The sequence below is a fragment of the uncultured Winogradskyella sp. genome (assembly GCF_947496485.1).
In the GTDB taxonomy this organism is placed as follows: Bacteria; Bacteroidota; Bacteroidia; order Flavobacteriales; family Flavobacteriaceae; genus Winogradskyella.
Window position 1 is genome coordinate 265,462 of the sequence record NZ_CANMCZ010000004.1, and the last position, 20,224, is coordinate 285,685.

Annotated in this window: 19 protein-coding genes; 18 read left to right on the plus strand and 1 reads right to left on the minus strand. The window is 32.6% G+C overall.

Annotation, left to right across the window (positions count from 1 at the left end; genetic code table 11):
• The first annotated feature begins 11 nt into the window (after positions 1–11).
• The 14 genes from Q0822_RS13865 to Q0822_RS13930 all read left to right on the plus strand — a co-directional run bounded on the left by Q0822_RS13865 (position 12) and on the right by Q0822_RS13930 (position 15,729).
• A complete protein-coding gene (locus Q0822_RS13865; RefSeq protein ID WP_299124662.1) occupies positions 12–4,019 on the plus strand; it encodes a non-ribosomal peptide synthetase in 4,008 nt (1,335 codons plus the stop codon).
• Between the two features lie 271 nt (positions 4,020–4,290).
• Complete coding sequence (locus Q0822_RS13870; protein ID WP_299124664.1) at positions 4,291–4,632, plus strand: rhodanese-like domain-containing protein; 342 nt, start codon at positions 4,291–4,293, stop codon at positions 4,630–4,632.
• 79 nt (positions 4,633–4,711) lie between these two features.
• Entirely contained in the window at positions 4,712–5,200 is a 489-nt protein-coding gene (locus Q0822_RS13875) for a c-type cytochrome (RefSeq protein WP_299124666.1), read from the plus strand.
• Positions 5,201–5,275: 75 nt separating this feature from the next.
• A complete protein-coding gene (gene trxA / locus Q0822_RS13880; RefSeq protein WP_299124668.1) occupies positions 5,276–5,572 on the plus strand; it encodes a thioredoxin in 297 nt (98 codons plus the stop codon).
• Positions 5,573–5,673: 101 nt separating this feature from the next.
• A complete protein-coding gene (locus tag Q0822_RS13885) occupies positions 5,674–5,844 on the plus strand; it encodes a hypothetical protein (RefSeq protein WP_299124670.1) in 171 nt (56 codons plus the stop codon).
• Between the two features lie 439 nt (positions 5,845–6,283).
• Positions 6,284–6,961, plus strand: coding sequence for a DUF6799 domain-containing protein (locus tag Q0822_RS13890; RefSeq protein WP_299124672.1), 678 nt, complete (start codon positions 6,284–6,286; stop codon positions 6,959–6,961).
• A 73-nt stretch (positions 6,962–7,034) separates the two neighbouring features.
• Complete coding sequence (locus Q0822_RS13895; RefSeq protein ID WP_299124674.1) at positions 7,035–7,919, plus strand: hypothetical protein; 885 nt, start codon at positions 7,035–7,037, stop codon at positions 7,917–7,919.
• Between the two features lie 150 nt (positions 7,920–8,069).
• Positions 8,070–8,702: a DUF2202 domain-containing protein gene (locus Q0822_RS13900; protein ID WP_299124676.1), complete on the plus strand. Its 633-nt coding sequence runs from the start codon at positions 8,070–8,072 to the stop codon at positions 8,700–8,702.
• Positions 8,703–8,939: 237 nt separating this feature from the next.
• Positions 8,940–9,371: a DUF4405 domain-containing protein gene (locus Q0822_RS13905; RefSeq protein WP_299124677.1), complete on the plus strand. Its 432-nt coding sequence runs from the start codon at positions 8,940–8,942 to the stop codon at positions 9,369–9,371.
• 58 nt (positions 9,372–9,429) lie between these two features.
• Positions 9,430–10,743 (plus strand): TolC family protein, encoded by a 1,314-nt coding sequence (locus Q0822_RS13910; RefSeq protein WP_299124678.1) that lies wholly within the window; start codon positions 9,430–9,432, stop codon positions 10,741–10,743.
• A gap of 78 nt (positions 10,744–10,821) precedes the next feature.
• Positions 10,822–11,898 (plus strand): efflux RND transporter periplasmic adaptor subunit, encoded by a 1,077-nt coding sequence (locus Q0822_RS13915; protein ID WP_299124680.1) that lies wholly within the window; start codon positions 10,822–10,824, stop codon positions 11,896–11,898.
• Between the two features lie 10 nt (positions 11,899–11,908).
• A complete protein-coding gene (locus Q0822_RS13920; protein WP_299124681.1) occupies positions 11,909–15,103 on the plus strand; it encodes an efflux RND transporter permease subunit in 3,195 nt (1,064 codons plus the stop codon).
• 92 nt (positions 15,104–15,195) lie between these two features.
• The gene (locus Q0822_RS13925; protein ID WP_299124682.1) at positions 15,196–15,501 is read left to right on the plus strand and encodes a hypothetical protein; all 306 of its coding nucleotides are present in this window, start codon (positions 15,196–15,198) and stop codon (positions 15,499–15,501) included.
• An 18-nt stretch (positions 15,502–15,519) separates the two neighbouring features.
• Positions 15,520–15,729 (plus strand): DUF2892 domain-containing protein, encoded by a 210-nt coding sequence (locus Q0822_RS13930; RefSeq protein ID WP_299124683.1) that lies wholly within the window; start codon positions 15,520–15,522, stop codon positions 15,727–15,729.
• A gap of 119 nt (positions 15,730–15,848) precedes the next feature.
• On the opposite strand, the gene Q0822_RS13935 is transcribed toward Q0822_RS13930, so the two are convergent.
• Positions 15,849–17,291 (minus strand): outer membrane protein transport protein, encoded by a 1,443-nt coding sequence (locus Q0822_RS13935; protein WP_299124684.1) that lies wholly within the window; start codon positions 17,289–17,291, stop codon positions 15,849–15,851.
• A 327-nt stretch (positions 17,292–17,618) separates the two neighbouring features.
• On the opposite strand from Q0822_RS13935, the gene Q0822_RS13940 reads away from it, so the two are divergent.
• From Q0822_RS13940 to Q0822_RS13955, 4 genes are all read left to right on the plus strand, one after another.
• Positions 17,619–18,863 carry an FAD/NAD(P)-binding oxidoreductase gene (locus Q0822_RS13940; protein ID WP_299124685.1) on the plus strand — a complete coding sequence of 415 codons (1,245 nt, stop codon included), beginning with the start codon at positions 17,619–17,621 and terminating at the stop codon, positions 18,861–18,863.
• Positions 18,864–18,887: 24 nt separating this feature from the next.
• Positions 18,888–19,196: a TusE/DsrC/DsvC family sulfur relay protein gene (locus tag Q0822_RS13945; RefSeq protein WP_299124687.1), complete on the plus strand. Its 309-nt coding sequence runs from the start codon at positions 18,888–18,890 to the stop codon at positions 19,194–19,196.
• Between the two features lie 29 nt (positions 19,197–19,225).
• On the plus strand, positions 19,226–19,699 hold the full coding sequence (locus Q0822_RS13950) for a DsrE/DsrF/DrsH-like family protein (RefSeq protein WP_299124688.1): 474 nt from the start codon (positions 19,226–19,228) through the stop codon (positions 19,697–19,699).
• A 91-nt stretch (positions 19,700–19,790) separates the two neighbouring features.
• A complete protein-coding gene (locus Q0822_RS13955) occupies positions 19,791–20,153 on the plus strand; it encodes a DUF4870 domain-containing protein (RefSeq protein ID WP_299124690.1) in 363 nt (120 codons plus the stop codon).
• Positions 20,154–20,224: the final 71 nt, after the last annotated feature.

Consider the following 20,224-nt stretch of genomic DNA (forward strand, 5'->3'; position numbering starts at 1 on the left):
ATTAATAGCTAATGAATGAATCGATAGACATAATAGAAAACAATAAAGCGTTCAATCCTTTCTCTGGACATGAAATTGAGCGTATAACTCATACTATACCATCCCAAACTGAAATTTGGTTAGCTTGTAAAATAGGTGAAGATGATGCCAACAGAGCGTATAATGAGTCATTTTCTCTTGTTTTAACAGGTCAATTGCATAAACAAGCTTTAGGTGATGCTATCCAAGAATTAATTCAACGACATGAGTCTTTAAGAGCTACTTTTAGTGCAGACGGTCGGTTTATGACAGTATTTAAGACTTTTTCATTAGAGCCTCATTATTCTGATATTTCAATTAATCTATCTAACGAAAAAGACCGTATTCTAAAGAATTATTTATTAGATGAGGTTAATCATGTTTTTGACTTGGTTAAAGGACCATTATTAAAAATTAGTTTAATTAAAGTTGCAGAAGAAGAGCATCATTTAATAGTTACAGCACATCATATTATTTTTGATGGTTGGTCTGCGGGAATTCTCCTTGAAGAACTAGGAAGTCTTTATTCTTCTAAAATAGATAACAGTTTGCTTTCATTGCCTAGGGCAGAAAGTTTTATTTCATATACTGACAATCAATTTAAATATCTACAAAGCGATGTATATGAAGCAACAGAACAATTTTGGCTCAAAAAATTTGAATCTAGTGTTCCACAACTATCATTACCAACAGATTTTCCTAGACCTGCGTTAAGAACTTTTAAAAGCGGACGTTTAGATTTTTTATTGAATAAAAACTTAGTTTCTGATTTAAAAAAGGTTGGAATAAAAGCAGGCAGTAGTTTTGTAACCACATTGATGACCGCTTTCGAAGTATTTTTATACAGTCAAACAGATCAGCAAGATTTAGTTATTGGACTACCCACTTCCGGACAATCCGCAAGTGGTATGACACAACTTATTGGGCATTGTGTTAATTTACTGCCCTTACGAAGTAAAATCCCCGTTAATACTAGTTTTAATACTTACCTAAAAGAAAGAAAGTCTGCACTTTTTGATGCTTACGAACACCAAGGATTGAGTTTTGGTCAGTTATTACAAAAGCTTGTAATTGCGCGAGATCCTTCTAGAATTCCACTAGTACCTGTAATGTTTAACATAGATGTTGGTAAGGATGATAAGGTTGTTTTTAAAGGATTAAATCACAGATTGAAAGGTAACCATAAGACTTATGGAGCTTTTGAAATGTTCCTAAATATTAGTGGACCTACAGACGAACTTATCATAGAATGGTCATATAATTCATCACTTTTTAAGGAAGAAACCATAAAAAAGATGATGGTTTCTTTTGAAGAGATAATTAAGAAAATAATTTCAAATCCTGAAATTATAATAAGTGATTTGGTAAAGGCTGATATTACTGCATACGATAAGCTTAATAATACTAAAGTAGATTATCCTCAGTATGCTTTACACGAATTAATTGCAAAAAAGGCACAAGAATATTCGAACAAACAAGCTATAAAATTTGAAGATAAAGAAATTTCATTTGAGCAATTTAACCAACAAGTAAATCAACTGGCTAATCAATTTCATGAGATTGGTGTTAGTTCTGGTGATGTAATTGGCGTTGTTTTACCACGATCTATAGAGCTCGTAGTAACCTTAGTTGCAATCATGCAATGTGGTGCTGCATATTTACCATTAGATCCTAGTTATCCTCAGAATAGACTAGAATATATGCTAGAGGATTCTCAGGCGAGTTTTATAATAACATCAAAAGCAACTTCACTTCACTTGGTAACAAATGCGGACCAATTAGATTTGGAAGAATTATTTTCTAAGCTTTATGAATACACTACAAAACCACTAACGTTAAAAGTTAGCAATGAGGCATTAGCGTATTTGCTATATACTTCTGGTTCAACTGGCAAGCCAAAAGGGGTCGCAATAACTCATAAAAACTTAGTTAATTTTCTTTATAGTATGCTAGAAAAACCTGGGATTGGTGAAAGCGATAAACTGTTGTCTATTACAACCATATCCTTTGATATTTCTGGACTAGAATTGTATATCCCATTACTCTCTGGTGCTTCGTTAGTATTAGCTAACGACGAAACTGCAAAAGATGGTCGTATAATATTAGATGTTATAAAAAGAGAAGGTATCACAATGATACAAGCCACACCTACTACTTGGCAAATGATGTTAGACTTAGGTTGGAAAACTCCATTACCTATTACTGCACTTTGTGGTGGCGAAGCTTTACCGATAAGTCTGGCTAAACAGCTAGTAACTAAAGTAGATGCACTTTGGAATATGTATGGCCCTACAGAAACTACAATATGGTCTTCAGTTAAACAAGTATTGAGAGATGATAAAATAGTTACTATTGGGAAACCTATTGCTAATACTCAATTTTATATTTTAAACGACCAAAAAATCTTAATGGAACCTGGAAAAACAGGTGAGATTATTATTGGTGGTGATGGTGTCTCTAATGGATATTTGAATCGTCAGGATTTAACAAATGAAAAATTTATAAATAACCCATTTAATTCAGATATTGAGACTAAATTATACAGAACAGGTGATTTAGGTCAATTACTTCCATCAGGTGAATTATTGTGTTTGGGTAGAATTGATCAGCAAGTAAAAGTTAGAGGACATCGTATAGAGCTTGAAGAAATAGAAGAATCCTTAGATACTTTAGATGGTATTCAACATGCTTTGGTAGTTGTTAAAGATGATAACCTTATTTCTTTTGTCATATCAGATACACTTAATGATTTATACAAAGAACAAATTGATTTATGGAAGGAGGAATTAACTAAGCAACTGCCAGCTCATATGATACCTCACGAATTTCACCTTATAAGTGAATTTCCGACTACCTTAAATGGAAAAGTAGATCGTAAAGCATTATTAAATAATTCAAGAAAACAATCTCAAATTGCAGACTATACTGCTCCTCGTACAAAGACTGAACAAACCGTAAGTGAAATTTGGTGCAAAAGTTTAAATAAGGAAAAAATAGATATACATAGCGACTTTTTTGAACTAGGTGGACACTCTATAATAGCCGTAAAAGTTATTGCAAGTGTAGAGAATATAATGGGTAAAAAATTACCTTTATCTGCTTTAATGGTGCATCCAACCATTGAGAAATTATCAACGTTTATTGATGGAGATATCGAAAAAGAAACATGGAGTTCATTAGTGTCTATAAAAACAGAAGGAAATAAAACTCCACTTTATGTTGTGCATGGCGCTGGCCATAATATTTTGTTTTTTAATTCTACAGCTAAGCACCTAGATAATAACCAACCAGTTTATGGATTACAATCAAAAGGCTTAAATAAAAACGACAAGCCTCATGATAAAATTGAGGAGATGGCATCACATTACATATCAGAAATTTTACAAAAAAATCCAGAGGGTCCATATGCATTAGCAGGTTATTCTTTTGGTGGTATTGTAGCATATGAGATGGCAAGACAGTTGTTGGCACAAGGTAAAAAGGTTGAAACGGTAGTACTAATTGATACATATGTTTTTCCAAAATATTATTTTTCAGATGCTTTCAGAAGAAAATGTGCGAATGTATTTTATACTATAGGTAAAGTATATTTTGCAGTTAAAAATATGTTTAGCAGTGTAAAGAATTTTAAAACAAGAATAGATATTTTTATGACAATTGCTCGGAATTTATTTTTAAGAGTTACAAAAAGCAATAATAACAATAGAACAATATCTGATACTGAATTATTAGATTTATATGAGTTAGACAGAAATCAAGATATTGCACTAAATCAATATACAATAACTCCAGATAATGTTGAGATAGATCTGTTAGTTGCAGATGATAATGTCTATTTTAAACATGACGCCAAAAATTTTGGCTGGAAAAACATAGCCCTTGGTGGAATTACCAGGCATATGATTCCTGGTAATCATGCCAAAATGTTTACAAGTCCAAATGATGAAAAATTGGCGAGTATTTTACAAAACATATTAGATACTAATAATAATCCACTTTAATACCAATGCCGCTGCCGAAGCTGTAAGTGGTAAAACATTCAATTAATACAAAGTTTTAGTTTGTAATCTTCCAACTTCTGCGGAATAATTAATGTTATTAAGCAATATAGATAAACTTTAAACTTAGTCATTAGCAACAAATTTCAATTATATTACATGGCATTCTTCAGTTATGTAGAATGCGTTTTTATGTAACAAAGGTTACGAATGAGTAAGGTCCATTTAGCTAATTTTGTATTTCTAATAATTAACAATAAAGCACATTAATCTTATGTCATTTTTATCAGTATTATTTGGGTCTAATACGCAACAAAATAGTTCTGTTAGAGTACTTTCAGCAGAAGAGTTTAAAACTCATATTGAAAATAAAAACGTTCAGTTAATCGACGTTAGAACACCAAGAGAATTTAAATCTGGCCATATTAAAGGTGCAAAGAATATTGATGCATTTTCAGGAAACTTCAATGTTGAGTTTAATAAATTAAATAAAGAAAAAGCGGTCTTTGTGTATTGCAGAAGCGGCAGTAGAAGCAGGCAATCAGCCAATAAATTAGCACGAATGGGGTTCACAGAAATCTATGATTTAAAAGGTGGTATATTAAGATATAGTTAATAGATAGAGAAAATAAGTTGTGGCAATATGGTTAATATTAACAAAATGGAGTATTGGTAAGCTTTCAAAATAATTAGATATGAAAAAAATAGTATTACTAGTGTTATTAACAATTTTATATTATAGTTGCAATAACTCCAAAAGCAAAGATTATTCTGCTTTTGAAAAACAAATGGAAGTCAACGATCATCCTGGGAAAAAATTAATGGAAACTAACTGTTATACGTGTCATAGTCCAATGGGAAGTCATGATGATAGAATTGGACCACCAATGGTTGCTATAAAAAAGCATTATATTAATAGTGAAACTTCTAAAGAAGAATTTATTGCTTCTATACAAGCTTGGATTAAAAACCCAAATGCAGAAGACGCGAAAATGTTTGGAGCAGTAAAACGTTTTGGAGTGATGCCAAAACAACCTTTCCCAGAGGAAACCATTGAACAGATTGCTGATTATATGTATGATTACAAAATTGACCAACCAGAATGGTTTGAAGATCATTTTAAAGAGGAAAAAGGAAAGCGTAAAGGAAAAGGCATGGGCCATGGCAAAATGAAAGGTATATAAAAGCAGCATAAGCAAGCTAATTTTTAAGAATTACCATCTAGAGCATTGCTTAGAATAGAATAAATAAAGGCATATATGAGCAAATTTTCAGAATTAATAAACCAAGACAAACCCGTGCTTGTAGATTTTTTTGCAGATTGGTGTGGACCATGTAAAATGTTAAGTCCTATATTAAAACAAGTCAAAGAATCTATGGGTGAAGGCATCAGTATCATAAAAATTGATGTGGATAAAAATCAGGCTTTGGCATCAAAATACCAAGTTAGAGGTGTGCCAACAATGCTGTTGTTTAAAAATGGTAAACAAGTTTGGAGACAATCTGGTGTACTGCAAAAAGAAGATATCATAAATGTTATAAAATCTTCTAACTAGTTTCATAAAGAAAAATCGACAATTTTTTCGTTAATGACAAATGTCATGTTCCATAAAAAATTAAGTAGCTACTTTTATAATCTGTAAAAATAAACACAAATATGTTAAACCTATTAATAGCATTATACAGTTGGACTAACGGAGTAATAATGATAGCAATATTTGCATTAGTTTGTATTACTTTAGTTGGTATACTAATTAATTTCATGTCCAAAGGGAAGAACAAAGACGCGTCTAACAATCTTAATAAAGATGGGAGCTCAGAGTATTAATTAAAAACTAATTATAAATTTAGAGAGAGGGTGGTCCATAATTAACTACCCTTTTTTTATACAATCCAGATTACACTTTATTCAAAATTATACTACAATGATTTAAGTTGATTATATAACGCTACTTCAACTGACATCTATCATTTTATATTATATAATCTTAAGTTAGTTTTGTTATAATCTAGTAGATATTTGTCTTAGGAATATCAAAATAATAACTATTGTTATTTCTAGTGGACATAGGAAACTAAAAAGTAAACTGATGTGGTTATCAGTTTTTGGTTGGTTAGTAAAAAGGCATTTATAAGTAATTATAAGTGCCTTTTTCATGTAACAAATGTTACATAACTTATTGATTAACAATATCTACTGATATATATCAGTGTGCAAAATTACAGACTTCAATACTTTCATATAATTATTAATTAAAATGATAAAAATGAAAAAAATATTGATTTTTATAGCTTTCGTTGTTTTTGGAACAACAGCTATAGTAGCACAAGAAAGAGATCAAGATAGAATTCAAGATCAAGACCGTACCAAACTTGTAATGGTAAATGGAGAAATGTTAGAAGTTAGAGAGCGTGCGCATAAGAGATTGCAAAAGAAACAAGAGCTTAACGATGGAACTATCGTAAGTTCAGATGGAACTTATATAACTAGAGCTCAAGAACGTTTGCGTTTAAAAGATGGACAATGTTTAGATATGGATGGTGTAATGTATCGAAATGAATACCAATATAGATACAAAATACAACAAGAAAACAAAGGCTTAACTCAAGCTCAAATTCAGGAAAGAAACCAACACAGAGTTCATTATATGCTGGTTGGTGGTGAAATGTTCCAAATAAGAACTCAATCTCAAAACAGATTGGAACAACAACACAAACTTAATGATGGAACTGTTGTAAATCCTGATGGAACTTACCAAGCAAGAAATCGTAAACAATTACAACTAAAAGATGGTGAATGTCTTAATATGGATGGTGAAATGTTTAAGAACACATACCAACACAGAAAAAAGGTTGCAAAAAACAAATTGACTAAGAAAAAAGTTCAAAAAAAGACTGGAATTCTGAAAAAGTCATCTAAAAAAGGGGCAAAAAAAAGTTCATAACGGGTTAATGAAATAGGGGGATTTTCAATTAAAATAGGGAGTTCCCTTATTTAAGAGCCAAAAATCTAATATCATGTCTCGCTTTAATTATCGACTTATAATGTTTATAGCTGTGTCTTTCTTTAGCAATTCACTGATGTCTCAAGATGAAGAGCCAAAAAATACAGCCAAAAAAATATCTGATTCATCTTTCGTAGCCTTAAGCTTAAATTATATCAGTGATGCGATTTTTATGGGCAGAAGAGATTCAATTTCGGCACCTTATCTATATTCAACGTTGATGTATCATTATAAATCTGGATTCTATGCTAGTGGTGCAGTATCATATCTAACAAGAGCTAATGAAGGTAGAGTCGATTTATTTTTATTAACTGGAGGGTTCGACTTTACGATAAAAAAATTAAATGGTGATCTCTCTTTTACAACGTATTTTTTTAATGAAGATAGCTATAACGTAATTTCTGAGGTATCAACAGATTTTACTGCACTTTTAGAATATGATTTTAATTTGATAAACCTAGGGTTGTCAGCGAGTTCATATTTTAGTAATGACAGTAATTCAGACTTTTTCTTATCTTCAGAAGTAAGTCATGATTTTATAACTAATGATAACAAATTTCAATTTTCACCGACTATTGGAATGTCCTTTGGTTCACAAAACTTTTACGAACAATATTATATAAATAATCGATTTGGTAATGGCAGAGGACAGGGACAAGGAAGTTCTAACACTTTACAATCTACAATGGTCGAACTTACAGAAAGCGAAAGGTTTAATCTTATGGCAATTGAGATGAGTTTACCAATTTGGTATATACATAAATCATTTGGTGCTGTTATTGTTCCAAGTTATGTTATTCCACAAAATGGAGCAACGCTTAGTTTTAATGACGAGTTGGTTGAAGAAGATTTAGATAACACATTCTATTTTATTGTCGGGATAACTTATATGTTTTAAAAACATAGCAGTTAATTATTTACTAGCTGCTTTTAATTGGTTGGAAAGGCATTTACAAGACATTATTAATGCTTTTTCATATGTAACTTTAGTTACTGATAACCTCTATTTTATTAACTAAATTTATTTGTAAATTAAAATTTTAATAAGATGAAAAAGCTACGATTATTTCATGCAATGTCCATTATAATGTTAATTTTTTCAATCATACAATTATCTTCTTGTAGTGACGATAATGACGATATTATTTATGATGACACAACAAGCCAAGTATTATCCGATGCAGATAAAAGTGCCTTGTTATTTATGCTAGAAGAAGAAAAATTAGCTAGAGATACGTATTCCTATTTAAGTAATTTATGGTCCATAAATCAATTTGCTAATATTAGAAACAGTGAACAAACACATATGAATTTGGTCGAAAATTTATTAATTCAAAACAACATTGATTATACTGTACAACCTGTTGGAGTGTTTAATAACCAAGACCTTCAAAATTTTTATGATCAGTTTGTAATTGATGGAGCTGTTAGTGTAGCTGAAGCCATGCAAATAGGTGCAACAATTGAGGATTTGGATATTAAAGATTTACAAGATTTTTTGGATGTAACAACACATCTAGATTTAATAGCTGTATTTGAAACATTACAATGTGGATCTAGAAATCATTTGAGAAGTTTTGTTCTCGGTATTGAGAATGGAGGCCATACTTATGTGCCTCAATTTATAACCCAAGAAGAATTCAATATAATTATTGCAAGTAGTCAAGAACAATGCAATTGATTTTGAAATGTCAGTTTTAAAGCATCCTTATATGGATGCTTTTTTTTCATAACTAATGTTATTTACTTAGGATTTTTATGAATGCAAAATTGATTAATAGCAAATAGAAGCACTCCATAACTTGGGTGCTTTTTTGCTTTAAATAGGACTTCTTAAAACATCTTATCTGATGGATATCATTGCGCTATTTATACATCTCAAGTACTTTTAATGGTAATTTAGATAGTATTGAATACAATGAAAAAGTCTGTATTAAATTTTACCATAAATGCCACAATGACGCTATGTATGTCTGCAATTATAGGTATTGGATTTCTTATAAAATACACATTAATCTCCGGACAAGAACGTTGGGACGTTTATGGCCGTAATGTTGAACTTTATTTGTTAGGAATGGATAGACATCAATGGGGAATGATACATCTCATCTTAGGTTTAGTTTTATTGGGCTTATTGATAATACACATTTTTTTGCACTGGAAAGTGGTTGTATCTGTCTATAAAAAAATTATTAAAGAACCATTGACCAAAAAAATTGTAGCGCTGTTTTTTATAGCCCTTTGCACCATTCTTATTTTGGTTCCATTTTTTATTGAGCCAGATGTAGAATCGAGTAAAAAAGAGAGAGGACATAAAGTAACATTGGTTACACAACCAGGAATTAAGTAACAACAGTTACAAACTTGCAATAGCAGTCAATCTAATTTTGTCCAAGAAATTTAAAATAATGAATACATACAAATACATAACGATTTTTAGTTTTTTATTAAGCTTTACGGCTATGCTTCAGTCTCAAGAACTCAGAAAGATTTCAAAGTCTGAAGTATTATCCAAAGTTTCAGAAAACAACATAAGTCTTAAAATTTCTGAACAGGACTTTAATCAGGCTAGAGCAGATTACAGACAAACCAATGCGGTGTTTCTACCAAATATTTCAGCCAGTCATACCGCTATCTCTACTACAAATCCTTTGATGGCTTTTGGTTCTAAGTTAAACCAGGAAACGCTTACACAAAACGATTTTAATCCAGCCTTATTAAATGACCCTTCTCAGATTCAAAACTTTGCAACAAAAATTGAAGTTCAGCAACCACTAATCAATTTAGATGGTTTTTACCAGCGAAAAGCCGCCAAATCTAAAATGGAAGCGATGGCTTTGCAAACAGAACGCACACAAGATTATTTAGAATTTGAAGTAGACAAAGCATACATGCAATTACAATTGGCTTATAAAGGGGTTACTGTTTTAGAAAAATCCTTAGAAACTGCAAATGCTAACAAAAAACTGGCAGATAATAGCTTTAAACAAGGGTATTTACAACGTGCAGATGTATTGAATGTTGAAGTCCGCGTTACTGAAATTCAAAATCAATTGCATGCTGCTAAGAGTAACGTGCAAAATGCCTCTAATTATTTGTCTTTCTTAATGAATGATGAAGCTTATGTCGTATACATTCCAGCTGATGAATTATTGGTATCAACCTTTACAGTTGCAGAAAAAACAGTTTCAGAAAACAGATCGGATATTAAAGCTATGCATGTGGCATCCAATGCTTATGAAGCGATGAATAAAGCTGATAAAATGGCTTTTTTACCAAGTTTAAATGCCTTTGGAAGCTACGAGTTATACGACGATCAAATTTTTCAGGCTGGTGCCAATGGGTACACATTTGGTGCCCAATTGCGTTGGGACATTTTTCAAGGGTCTAGACGTTTAGGGAAAGCACAAAAGAGCAAGGCAGAATTAGAAAAGTCTAAACTAGAATATAATCAATACCTATCACAAAGTCATCTAGAACTAAACAAAGCCAAACGAGCATTTTCAGATGCAGAAAATAAATTAAAACTAACGGCATTAGCCTTAAAACAGTCTGAAGAATCATTAAGAATAAGAACGAATAGATTTAAAGAAGGTTTAGAAAAAACGTCAGACTTATTAATGGCTGAAACTCAATATGCACAAAAGCAATTAGAATATTATCAAACCATTTTTGAATACAATTATGCGCAGGCCTATTTACAATTTTTAACTAAAGCATAACCTCTCAACTGCGCTCGAGGAGACTAAATAATGTCTGGTCGAGCGCAGTCGAGACCTAAAGAATAAACAAATAATAAAATGAAATATATATATAAAATCTTAATAGTATCTGTCGCTCTATTTTTGGTGAGCTGTGGTAGTGAAGACAAAAAAACTACTACAGATAATTTACCAGCAATTGCTGTAAAAGTGAACCCAGTAGAAGCAAATCAGAATAATGCGTATTTAAGCGTAAGCGGTAAAATACAGGCATCAAATAGTGCAGATTTAAGCACTAGGATGATGGGTTACGTTAACAAAGTTCACGTAAATGTCGGAGATAAAGTCCGTAGAGGACAATTGCTAGTATCTATTAATAATTCTGATTTACAAGCGAAAAGAGCTCAAGCAAATGCAGGAATAACTGAAGCTACTGCTGCTTTTAACAATGCGCAAAAAGATTATAACCGTTTTAAAAACTTATTTGCAGATAACAGTGCTTCTCAAAAAGAACTGGATGATATAACAGCAAATTTTGAAATGGCAAAAGCCCGTTTAGAAGCCGCAAACCAGATGAAAAACGAAGTTAATGCGCAGTTTGCATATAGCAATATTACAGCACCTTTTAGCGGGACTATAACCAGTAAAAAAGTGGATGAAGGTGATATGGCAAATCCAGGTGTGCCTTTAATAAGTATAGAAACACCAGGAAAATTTGAAGTCATGGCGATGGTACCAGAAACTGAAATATCTGAAATTAAAGCAGGAACTTCAGTAGATGTTTTGGTAAAATCCATCAATAAAACTATAAAGGGAAAAGTTGCAGAAGTAAGTACATCTGCAAAAAATACTGGTGGACAGTATTTAGTAAAGATAGATTTAGAAAAAACCGATACTCAAATTTTATCTGGCATGTTTACTACAGTGCAATTTCCTGTAGAACGTCAGTCTAAATCATCAATGATTTTAATACCGAGTGACGCCATTGTAGCTAATGGGCAATTGTCAGGTGTATATACTGTGAGTCAAAGCAATACAGCTCTGTTACGTTGGTTACGTCTAGGAAGAACTTTTGGCGATCAAGTAGAAGTTCTATCTGGTTTAAAAGCAGATGAGAGTTATATTGTTTCTGCAGAAGGCAAACTTTACAATGGAGCAAAAATCTCAATTCAATAATTAGATTATCATGAAAGAAGGAATAGCAGGTAAAATTGCCAAAATATTTATGCAATCTAAGTTAACTGTGTTGTTAATGATTGTATTTATGGTAGTTGGTGTATATAGCTCATTTTTAATTCCGCGAGAGGAAGAACCACAGATCGATGTGCCAATTGCAGATATTTTTGTGGGATATCCAGGAGCAAGTCCTACTGAAGTTGAATCTCGAGTAATTAAGCCTTTAGAGCAATTAATATCCAATATAAAGGGTGTGGAATATGTCTATTCTACATCGATGAAGGAACAGGGCATGGTCATTGTTCAATTCTATGTTGGTGAAGACATAGAGCGTAGTTTCGTTAAATTATATAACGAAATTAATAAGCACATGGACGAAATGCCTGCAGGTGTAACATTTCCATTAGTAAAAACACGTGCTATTGACGATGTGCCAATGTTAGGTCTAACCTTATGGAGCGAAAATTACGACGATTATCAATTGAGCCAAATGGCGCAAGAGTTAGAAGCTGAAATACAGAAAGTAAATGATGTTGCCATAACACATAAAATTGGTGGAAGAAATAGACAGTTACGTGTTGTTTTAGATAAAGATAAATTGGCAGCAAGCGGATTGGATTTCTTGTCAGTTTCTCAAATGATTAAAGCCAACAATAGTCAATTAAATTCAGGAAGTTTTGATAAGAATGACAATGAATATTTAGTAAACACTGGTAAATTTTTAGAAACTGTTACTGATGTCGAAAATTTGGTAGTAGGCGTACAGCAAAATCTACCTATTTATTTAAAGCAAGTTGCTAAAATTATTGATGGTCCAGAAGTGCCACAAAATTACGTGAGTTTAGGTTTTGGAAAGGGGAGTGAAAAAGCCGTAGATTTAAAATCTGAATATCCTGCAGTTACTATTTCTGTAGCTAAAAGAAAGGGAGCTGATGCTATGAAGCTATCAGAAATTATTTTAAATAAAGTGGATCATTTAAGAAGCACTTTAATTCCTGATGATGTTCATGTAGAAATCACGCGAAACTATGGAGAAACCGCATCTCATAAAGTATCAGAACTATTATTACATCTTATAGGTTCTATTTTTGCTGTAACCATTGTTGTAATGTTAGCGATGGGCTGGAGAGGTGGATTGGTAGTGTTTTTGTCTGTTCCTATAACATTTGCACTCACCTTGTTGAGTTACTATATGTTAGATTATACACTAAACAGAATTACACTATTCGCTTTGGTTTTTGTAACAGGAATTGTGGTTGACGACTCTATTATTATTGCCGAAAATATGCACAGGCATTTTAAGATGAAACGTTTGCCATTTAAACAAGCCGCTCTTTATGCTATTAACGAGGTTGGAAATCCGACCATTTTGGCAACATTTACTGTAATTGCTTCTGTGTTACCAATGGCATTCGTATCTGGTTTAATGGGGCCTTATATGGCACCAATGCCTATTGGAGCTTCTATAGCAATGATTTTGTCATTGTTTGTAGCATTGACAATTACACCATATTTAGGCTATATTTTCTTAAGAGAAAAAGATAAAAAAGGAGCCGAAGAAAAACCTGAAAAAGCTGTAGAAGACACCCTTATCTATAGAATCTATAATAAATTTGAGCGTCCGTTACTAGAAAGTAAAGCTAAGCGTTGGTTGTTTTTAGGTGGAACATTTTTATTATTAATGGGTACGATGGTCTTATTTTTTACCAAATCGGTAGCAGTAAAGATGTTACCTTTTGATAATAAGAATGAGTTTCAAGTAGTGATAGATATGCCAGAAGGCACTACGCTAGAACGAACAGGAGTTGTTGCTCAAGAAATAGCACAATATTTATCGACTAGACCAGAAGTTGTTAATTATCAGAATTACGTTGGTACTTCTGCACCAATAACGTTTAACGGATTAGTACGCCATTACGATTTACGTGGTGGAAGTAATATGGCTGATATACAAGTCAACTTATTAGATAAAGGAGAACGATCTGCACAAAGTCATGATATTGCTAAACTATTGCGTCCTGACATCCAGAAAATTGCAGCTAAGTACAATGCCAATGTAAAATTAGTAGAAGTACCACCAGGACCACCTGTATTATCTACTATTGTTGCAGAGGTTTATGGACCAGATTATACAGAGCAAATTAACATTGCAAATAATATTCAGAGTATTTTAAAGAACACTGATGATGTTGTTGATATCGATTGGATGGTAGAAGCAGACCAAACCGAATACCAATTTGAGATAAATAAGGAAAAAGCCATGTTATATGGTGTTGCTCCACAACAAATTGCTCATACCATGAATATGGCATTATCTAATAGAGCCATTACTAATTTATATGATGAAGATGCTGTAAATCAAATTGGTTTAGTTTTAGCATTAGATGAAAAAGAAAAATCTACGGTTACAGATATTTCTCAACTAAAAGTAAAATCAACTCAAGGTAATATGGTGCCAATCGCAGATTTGGTTTCTATATCAGAACATACATCTGCGAAAAGCATTTATCGAAAAAACCAAAAACGTGTAGTTTATGTTATTGCGGATATGGCTGGTGAATTAGAGAGTCCTGCCTATGCTATTTTAGGAATGGAAGAGAAACTAAAAGAAATTCCACTACCAAAAGGCTACGAGATTAACGAAATGTATTTAGGGCAGCCAGATTTTGAAGATAATTATACGGTAAAATGGGATGGAGAATGGCAAATCACCTTAGAAGTATTTCGAGATTTAGGAATTGCCTTTTTAGGGGCCATTATCTTAATTTATATATTAATTGTTGGATGGTTTCAAAACTTTAAAGCACCAATTGTAATGATGGTTGCAATACCATTGTCTTTAATCGGAATTATTTTAGGACACTGGATTATGGGAGCATTCTTTACAGCAACTTCTTTTATAGGTATGATCGCTTTAGCAGGAATTATGGTAAGAAATTCAGTTTTGCTAATTGACTTTATTAACCTAAGAACTGAGGAAGGCGTACCATTAAAACAAGCGGCAATTGAGGCAGGAGCCGTCCGTACAACACCAATTTTATTAACTGCAGGGACGGTTGTTATTGGTGCATTCGTCATATTGTTTGATCCTATTTTTCAAGGGTTGGCAATTTCATTAATGGGTGGAACTATTGTGTCAACGGTGTTGACTTTACTCGTTGTACCATTGGTGTATTATATGATTGAGAAGAAAAATTATAAATAAACTGTCCGGTTGAGCGCAGTCGAGAACTATTTCTGACTCAACAGCACAAAGAGCTCTTGACTGTGCTCGAACTGACAAAAATCATAAAAAAAATGAAATTAATCATAGTTACAGCAGTTGAAGAGTTTCAGAAAGAGGTTTTGAAACTTTTTAAACAAGCAAATATTGAAAACTTTAGCACTTCAGATATTGATGGATATAAAATTGGATCTTCAATTCTATCAGCTTCCAGTTGGTTTTCTGGTGTTAAAGGTGGTAATGAGTCCAACTTGTTTTTTTCTTTTACAGATGAAAAGCACATTGATGACTTATTCCGTTTAGTGAAAGAATTTAATGCAAATTTAGAAACTAACAATCCTTTAAAGGCTGTTGTGGTGCCTATTGAAAAATTTATATAAACTTAAAGATAAATTGAAATGTTAAATACATATTTTAGAGTTATTGTCGGTACAATGGTATTATTAAGTGTTGCATTGACGTATTACGTAAATCAGAATTGGATTTGGTTTACTGTATTTATTGGAGTTAATTTAATACAGTCAGCATTTACAAAATGGTGTTTATTGGAAACCATATTGATCAAGGTAGGTGTAAAAAAAGAGGGAGGTAATTGTTCTATAAATTAGTTTTTTCAAATTCATTATGTTATAACGAATATGGCAATGCAAACTTTAATTATTCGTAGTTTACATTGCCACACGTTGCAAAGACTGATACATAAAATTAAAACGTCAATAGAAACTTTTTAGTTATCAATCTTTTTATTGAATGTATAATTTAATCCAACCATTATCATAGATGTTGTCATGTCATAGGATACTGTTGTGCCTGGTATAGCACCTAAGGGGTTGTTAGGTGAAATTTGGCTAGGATCCAGGATTTGTCCTTGTGTTGCATCACCACTTGTTCCATAGTGATAAACACTATCAAATCTCCAAGTGTCATTTATCTCATAGCTTAAACCAAATTGATAAGCATTTTTGATAATTGCTGTTGCTGGAGTAGAGAAAAAAGCTAAATCTTCATCAATAGGATTAGAACTATAGGTATAGCCAATACGTAATGGTAATTTGTTTATTCCTTTATATTGAAGACCTGCCGAAATTATGGACATATTTTTCCAACCAAAACCATTAACCGCGCCCGTTGGGAAGCCATTATCAGCAAATTCCCATCCACTGGCCTCAAATCCTTCAGTATCTTCATACATTACGCGTCTAAAATCTAATGCAAAGTCTATCTGACCAGCAGAATATCCTAATCCTAAAGACATTATTGCTGGATAATCCATTTGAAAATTAACATTTGGTGCTGCACTACCATCTAAATAGGTGTTATTAAATTCAAACTCTTGAAATGTCTGAGCTGTTTTATAAGATGCTCCTAATTTTATACCATTCCCAGAATCATAGAATATTCCAAATTGTGCTCCATATCCAATGGCAGAAGCCTTATCAGATGTTGGATAACCTTTACCAGTTCCACCCATTTCTGGAGGAAAATCTGGTGAAGCCAATGGATTAGGTGCTAACTCTAAAGCTGCATAATTTATATTAGGTTGTATACCTATAGATAAATTTGAAGTGATTTCATATGCCCACGTTCCACTAACTTGTAGTAACATATAATCGGATTCTATATGGCCAAACCCTCTAAGACTTTGCGGCCAATTGATAGGGTTAGAATTATTTGGATTCCAATTCATATTAGGATTACCTAATTCGTCCATTGGTAGATTAGTTTCTTGTGGGAAAGTAACACCAAAACCACTAATCCCAAAGGCTGATGCACCAAAAGTATGTTTACTGTCCTCTTTTCCCCAAACCATTGCTAAAGCTGGCATTGGAGAAAGACCACGATCATCTTTAGTAGAGCCAAATACAGAAGGTGATGCCGGTGAACCTGGCCCAAAATCTCCAGCTTGCCATAAGGCTCCCGAAGGTAAACTAGAGCTCAATTCTGGTGATGAAAAGAATAAACCAATATCAAACCGAATGATTTTATCATTGAAGGTTGATAAGGCTGCCGGATTCCAATGCAATGCACCAGAAATATCTAATGGCTGCGCAGTTGCTGCTCCACCCATAGACATGTTTACAGAACCAACGCCTTGCATAATATGTCCTGCTTGGGAGAATAAGGCGGTGGAAAATAGTAAAACGAATAATTTTAGAAAAGTTGTTTTCATAATTATAGTTTTTAAAACATTTTGCAAATAATTCTAACTTAATTAAGTAAAAAATACTAGCTCATGTCATGTTGATTTATTGTAAGCTATAACAAAATTAAGTGCTTAATAAATAGATAAAGATGACATTTATCATAGATGAAAAACCGACTCAGTGAAGTTGGACTGAAATAGGTTTAAAAATCTGAAAATGAGTATTTTACGCTAGTGTGACTAATGTTACAATAGCATATGACAAAAATCATGAAAGTTCGTTAACATTACGAGTAACTTTGTTATGCATTAAACTGTTAAGTCTTTAAAGACGAACATTTAAATATCTAAGAGATGAAAAATTTAGTAATATTAGGAGCAGGTACAGCAGGAACGATGATGGCCAACCATATGATAAAAAAACTTCCAAAAAAAGAGTGGCAAATTACCGTTGTTGACCAATACAAGACACATTATTATCAACCAGGTTTTTTATTCTTACCTTTTGATATCTATACTACAAGTCAAGTAAAAAAGAATGGCAAAAAGTTTATACCTAAAGGAGTAAACTATATCCAAAAAAAGATAGAACTTATTATTCCTGAAGCCAATAAAGTAGAACTTGAAAATGGAGAAGCTTTAAACTATGATATTTTAATTATAGCAACTGGTACAAAGATTGCACCTGAAGAAATTGAAGGGATGTTTGGACCAGAATGGCATAAAAGTATCTTCGATTTTTATACTTACGAAGGAGCGAAAGCATTACGTAATAAATTAAGAGAATGGGAAGGCGGGAAACTTGTTGTTCATATAACTGAAATGCCAATTAAATGTCCTGTAGCGCCTTTAGAGTTTGCGTTTTTAGCAGATTCTTATTTCAAAAATAAAGGTATACGAGATAAAGTGGATATCACTTACGTAACGCCCTTAGGTGGCGCATTTACAAAACCAAAAGCTACGAAAGCACTTCATCATTTATTAGAAGAAAAAGGAATAAAAGAAGTAACCGATTTTAATATTGAGCGTGTAGATTATGAAAACAATAAAATCATCGATTATGCCGATACTGAAGTAGACTATGATTTATTGGTAACTGTTCCTACCAATATGGGTGATGCACTTATTGAACGTTCTGGGATGGGAGACGATTTAAACTTTGTACCAACTCATAAAGCTACACTCCAAACCAAGAATTATGAGAATATTTTCGCCATTGGTGATGCTACTAATTTACCAGCATCTAAAGCCGGATCTGTAGCGCATTTTGAAGCTGAAATTTTAGAAGATAATATTCTTCGCTACATTAATGGAGAACCTTTAAAAGAAGAGTTTGATGGGCATGCCAACTGTTTTATAGAAACAGGTGGTGGGAAAGCCTTATTAATCGATTTTAATTATAACCACGAACCTGTAGAAGGTACATTCCCTTTTCCTGGAATAGGACCCTTAAACTTATTAAAAGAAAGCCGAATGAATCATATGGGTAAAATGGCGTTCCGTTGGATCTATTGGAACATGCTCATAAAAGGAATTTCAATTCCTTTTGTATCTGCTACGATGTCAGAAAAAGGAAAACATTTTGAAGAAGTAAAATAAAACTAATTATAAAATTTAGAAATCATGAAAAAGTTAATTGCAAATAGAGAAATCGATGTTAATGAAGAAGGCTACTTAGTAGATTTTAAGCAATGGGACCGTGAAGTCTGTGAATGTATTGCAGGTGAATGTAACGTTGTTATGACCGAAAAACACTGGGAAGTTGTTGAGTACCTTCAGGATAAGCATCACAAAGAAGAACCATTGTCAATAAGGGGTATCAAAAAAAGTGGCGTTATAAACATTAAAGAATTTTACGCGTTGTTTCCTGGTGGCCCTTTAAAGAAGTCAACATTGATTGCAGGTATCCCAAAACCCAAAAGTTGTATTTAAACTAATCAAGAATTAAAAACATAGAAATTATGAGCACGAAAGTAAAAAAGATGCTTTTTATACTATCTAAAGCAACAATTGAAAACGCATATGCAGCTTTTGTAATGGCCAATGGTGCACGAATGGAAGGTATAGAATCTGAAATATTTTTCACCTTTTTTGGACTAGAAGCCATTCAAAAGAAAAAACTAGAGCATTTACATGTTGCTACCGTTGGAAACCCAGGAATGCATATACCAACTATGCTTGGTGGCTTACCTGGAGTAGAAGCATTAGCCACAAAAATGATGAAAAAAGAAATGGAAAAACTCGATATGCCACCAATTGGTGAGTTTTTAGAAATTCTTTCTGATTCTGGTTGTAAGCTTTGGGCTTGTAAATTGGCTGTAGATATGTTCCATTTAAAAGAAGAAGATCTTATTGATGACTTAGATGGTATTTTAACCATTGGTGACTTTTATAGTCGTGCAGATCAAGAAGGAACGCAACTTCTGTTTATATAAAGTTATTGGCTATTAAATTTAGACATATATTTTTGTTTTAATTGTAACATTTAAAAACAATTTGCGTCATATTAGTGTAAAATCATTAATCATGGAATCAAATTATCACACGCTTAAACGCACAGACAATCAATTGTTAGTAATTACACATTTATCTCAATTACTAACCTATGTTACAGGTTTTGGTGGACTGATTGTACCTCTAATCATTTGGGTAACACAAAAAGATAGGGTAGAATCTATGGATGCTCATGGAAAATCTATATTAAATTTTCAGTTAAGCATTATAGTATATTCAATTCTAAGTGTTCCTTTAATTCTTGTTTTTGGATTAGGAATTTTAACCCTGATACTTGTAGGAATCTTAGCATTTGTAATGCCAATAGTAAACGCCATAAAAGCTAGTAATGGAGAATTACCTAGCTATCCATTATCTCTTAATTTTGTTAGTTAGTTATTAAAGAAATGGAAATGAAAAGGCTCACCAATAGGTGAGCCTTTTTTATGTTGAGAAAAATTGCAAGA

Excerpts from the sequence above, each read along its gene's own strand:
- Q0822_RS13865 (WP_299124662.1), top strand. The coding sequence starts at position 12 with ATGAATGAATCGATAGACATAATAGAAAACAATAAAGCGTTCAATCCT.
- Q0822_RS13870 (WP_299124664.1), top strand. The coding sequence starts at position 4,291 with ATGTCATTTTTATCAGTATTATTTGGGTCTAATACGCAACAAAATAGT.
- Q0822_RS13875 (WP_299124666.1), top strand. The coding sequence starts at position 4,712 with ATGAAAAAAATAGTATTACTAGTGTTATTAACAATTTTATATTATAGT.
- trxA (WP_299124668.1), top strand. The coding sequence starts at position 5,276 with ATGAGCAAATTTTCAGAATTAATAAACCAAGACAAACCCGTGCTTGTA.
- Q0822_RS13885 (WP_299124670.1), top strand. The coding sequence starts at position 5,674 with ATGTTAAACCTATTAATAGCATTATACAGTTGGACTAACGGAGTAATA.
- Q0822_RS13890 (WP_299124672.1), top strand. The coding sequence starts at position 6,284 with ATGAAAAAAATATTGATTTTTATAGCTTTCGTTGTTTTTGGAACAACA.
- Q0822_RS13895 (WP_299124674.1), top strand. The coding sequence starts at position 7,035 with ATGTCTCGCTTTAATTATCGACTTATAATGTTTATAGCTGTGTCTTTC.
- Q0822_RS13900 (WP_299124676.1), top strand. The coding sequence starts at position 8,070 with ATGAAAAAGCTACGATTATTTCATGCAATGTCCATTATAATGTTAATT.
- Q0822_RS13905 (WP_299124677.1), top strand. The coding sequence starts at position 8,940 with ATGAAAAAGTCTGTATTAAATTTTACCATAAATGCCACAATGACGCTA.
- Q0822_RS13910 (WP_299124678.1), top strand. The coding sequence starts at position 9,430 with ATGAATACATACAAATACATAACGATTTTTAGTTTTTTATTAAGCTTT.
- Q0822_RS13915 (WP_299124680.1), top strand. The coding sequence starts at position 10,822 with ATGAAATATATATATAAAATCTTAATAGTATCTGTCGCTCTATTTTTG.
- Q0822_RS13920 (WP_299124681.1), top strand. The coding sequence starts at position 11,909 with ATGAAAGAAGGAATAGCAGGTAAAATTGCCAAAATATTTATGCAATCT.
- Q0822_RS13925 (WP_299124682.1), top strand. The coding sequence starts at position 15,196 with ATGAAATTAATCATAGTTACAGCAGTTGAAGAGTTTCAGAAAGAGGTT.
- Q0822_RS13930 (WP_299124683.1), top strand. The coding sequence starts at position 15,520 with ATGTTAAATACATATTTTAGAGTTATTGTCGGTACAATGGTATTATTA.
- Q0822_RS13935 (WP_299124684.1), bottom strand. The coding sequence starts at position 17,291 with ATGAAAACAACTTTTCTAAAATTATTCGTTTTACTATTTTCCACCGCC.
- Q0822_RS13940 (WP_299124685.1), top strand. The coding sequence starts at position 17,619 with ATGAAAAATTTAGTAATATTAGGAGCAGGTACAGCAGGAACGATGATG.
- Q0822_RS13945 (WP_299124687.1), top strand. The coding sequence starts at position 18,888 with ATGAAAAAGTTAATTGCAAATAGAGAAATCGATGTTAATGAAGAAGGC.
- Q0822_RS13950 (WP_299124688.1), top strand. The coding sequence starts at position 19,226 with ATGAGCACGAAAGTAAAAAAGATGCTTTTTATACTATCTAAAGCAACA.
- Q0822_RS13955 (WP_299124690.1), top strand. The coding sequence starts at position 19,791 with ATGGAATCAAATTATCACACGCTTAAACGCACAGACAATCAATTGTTA.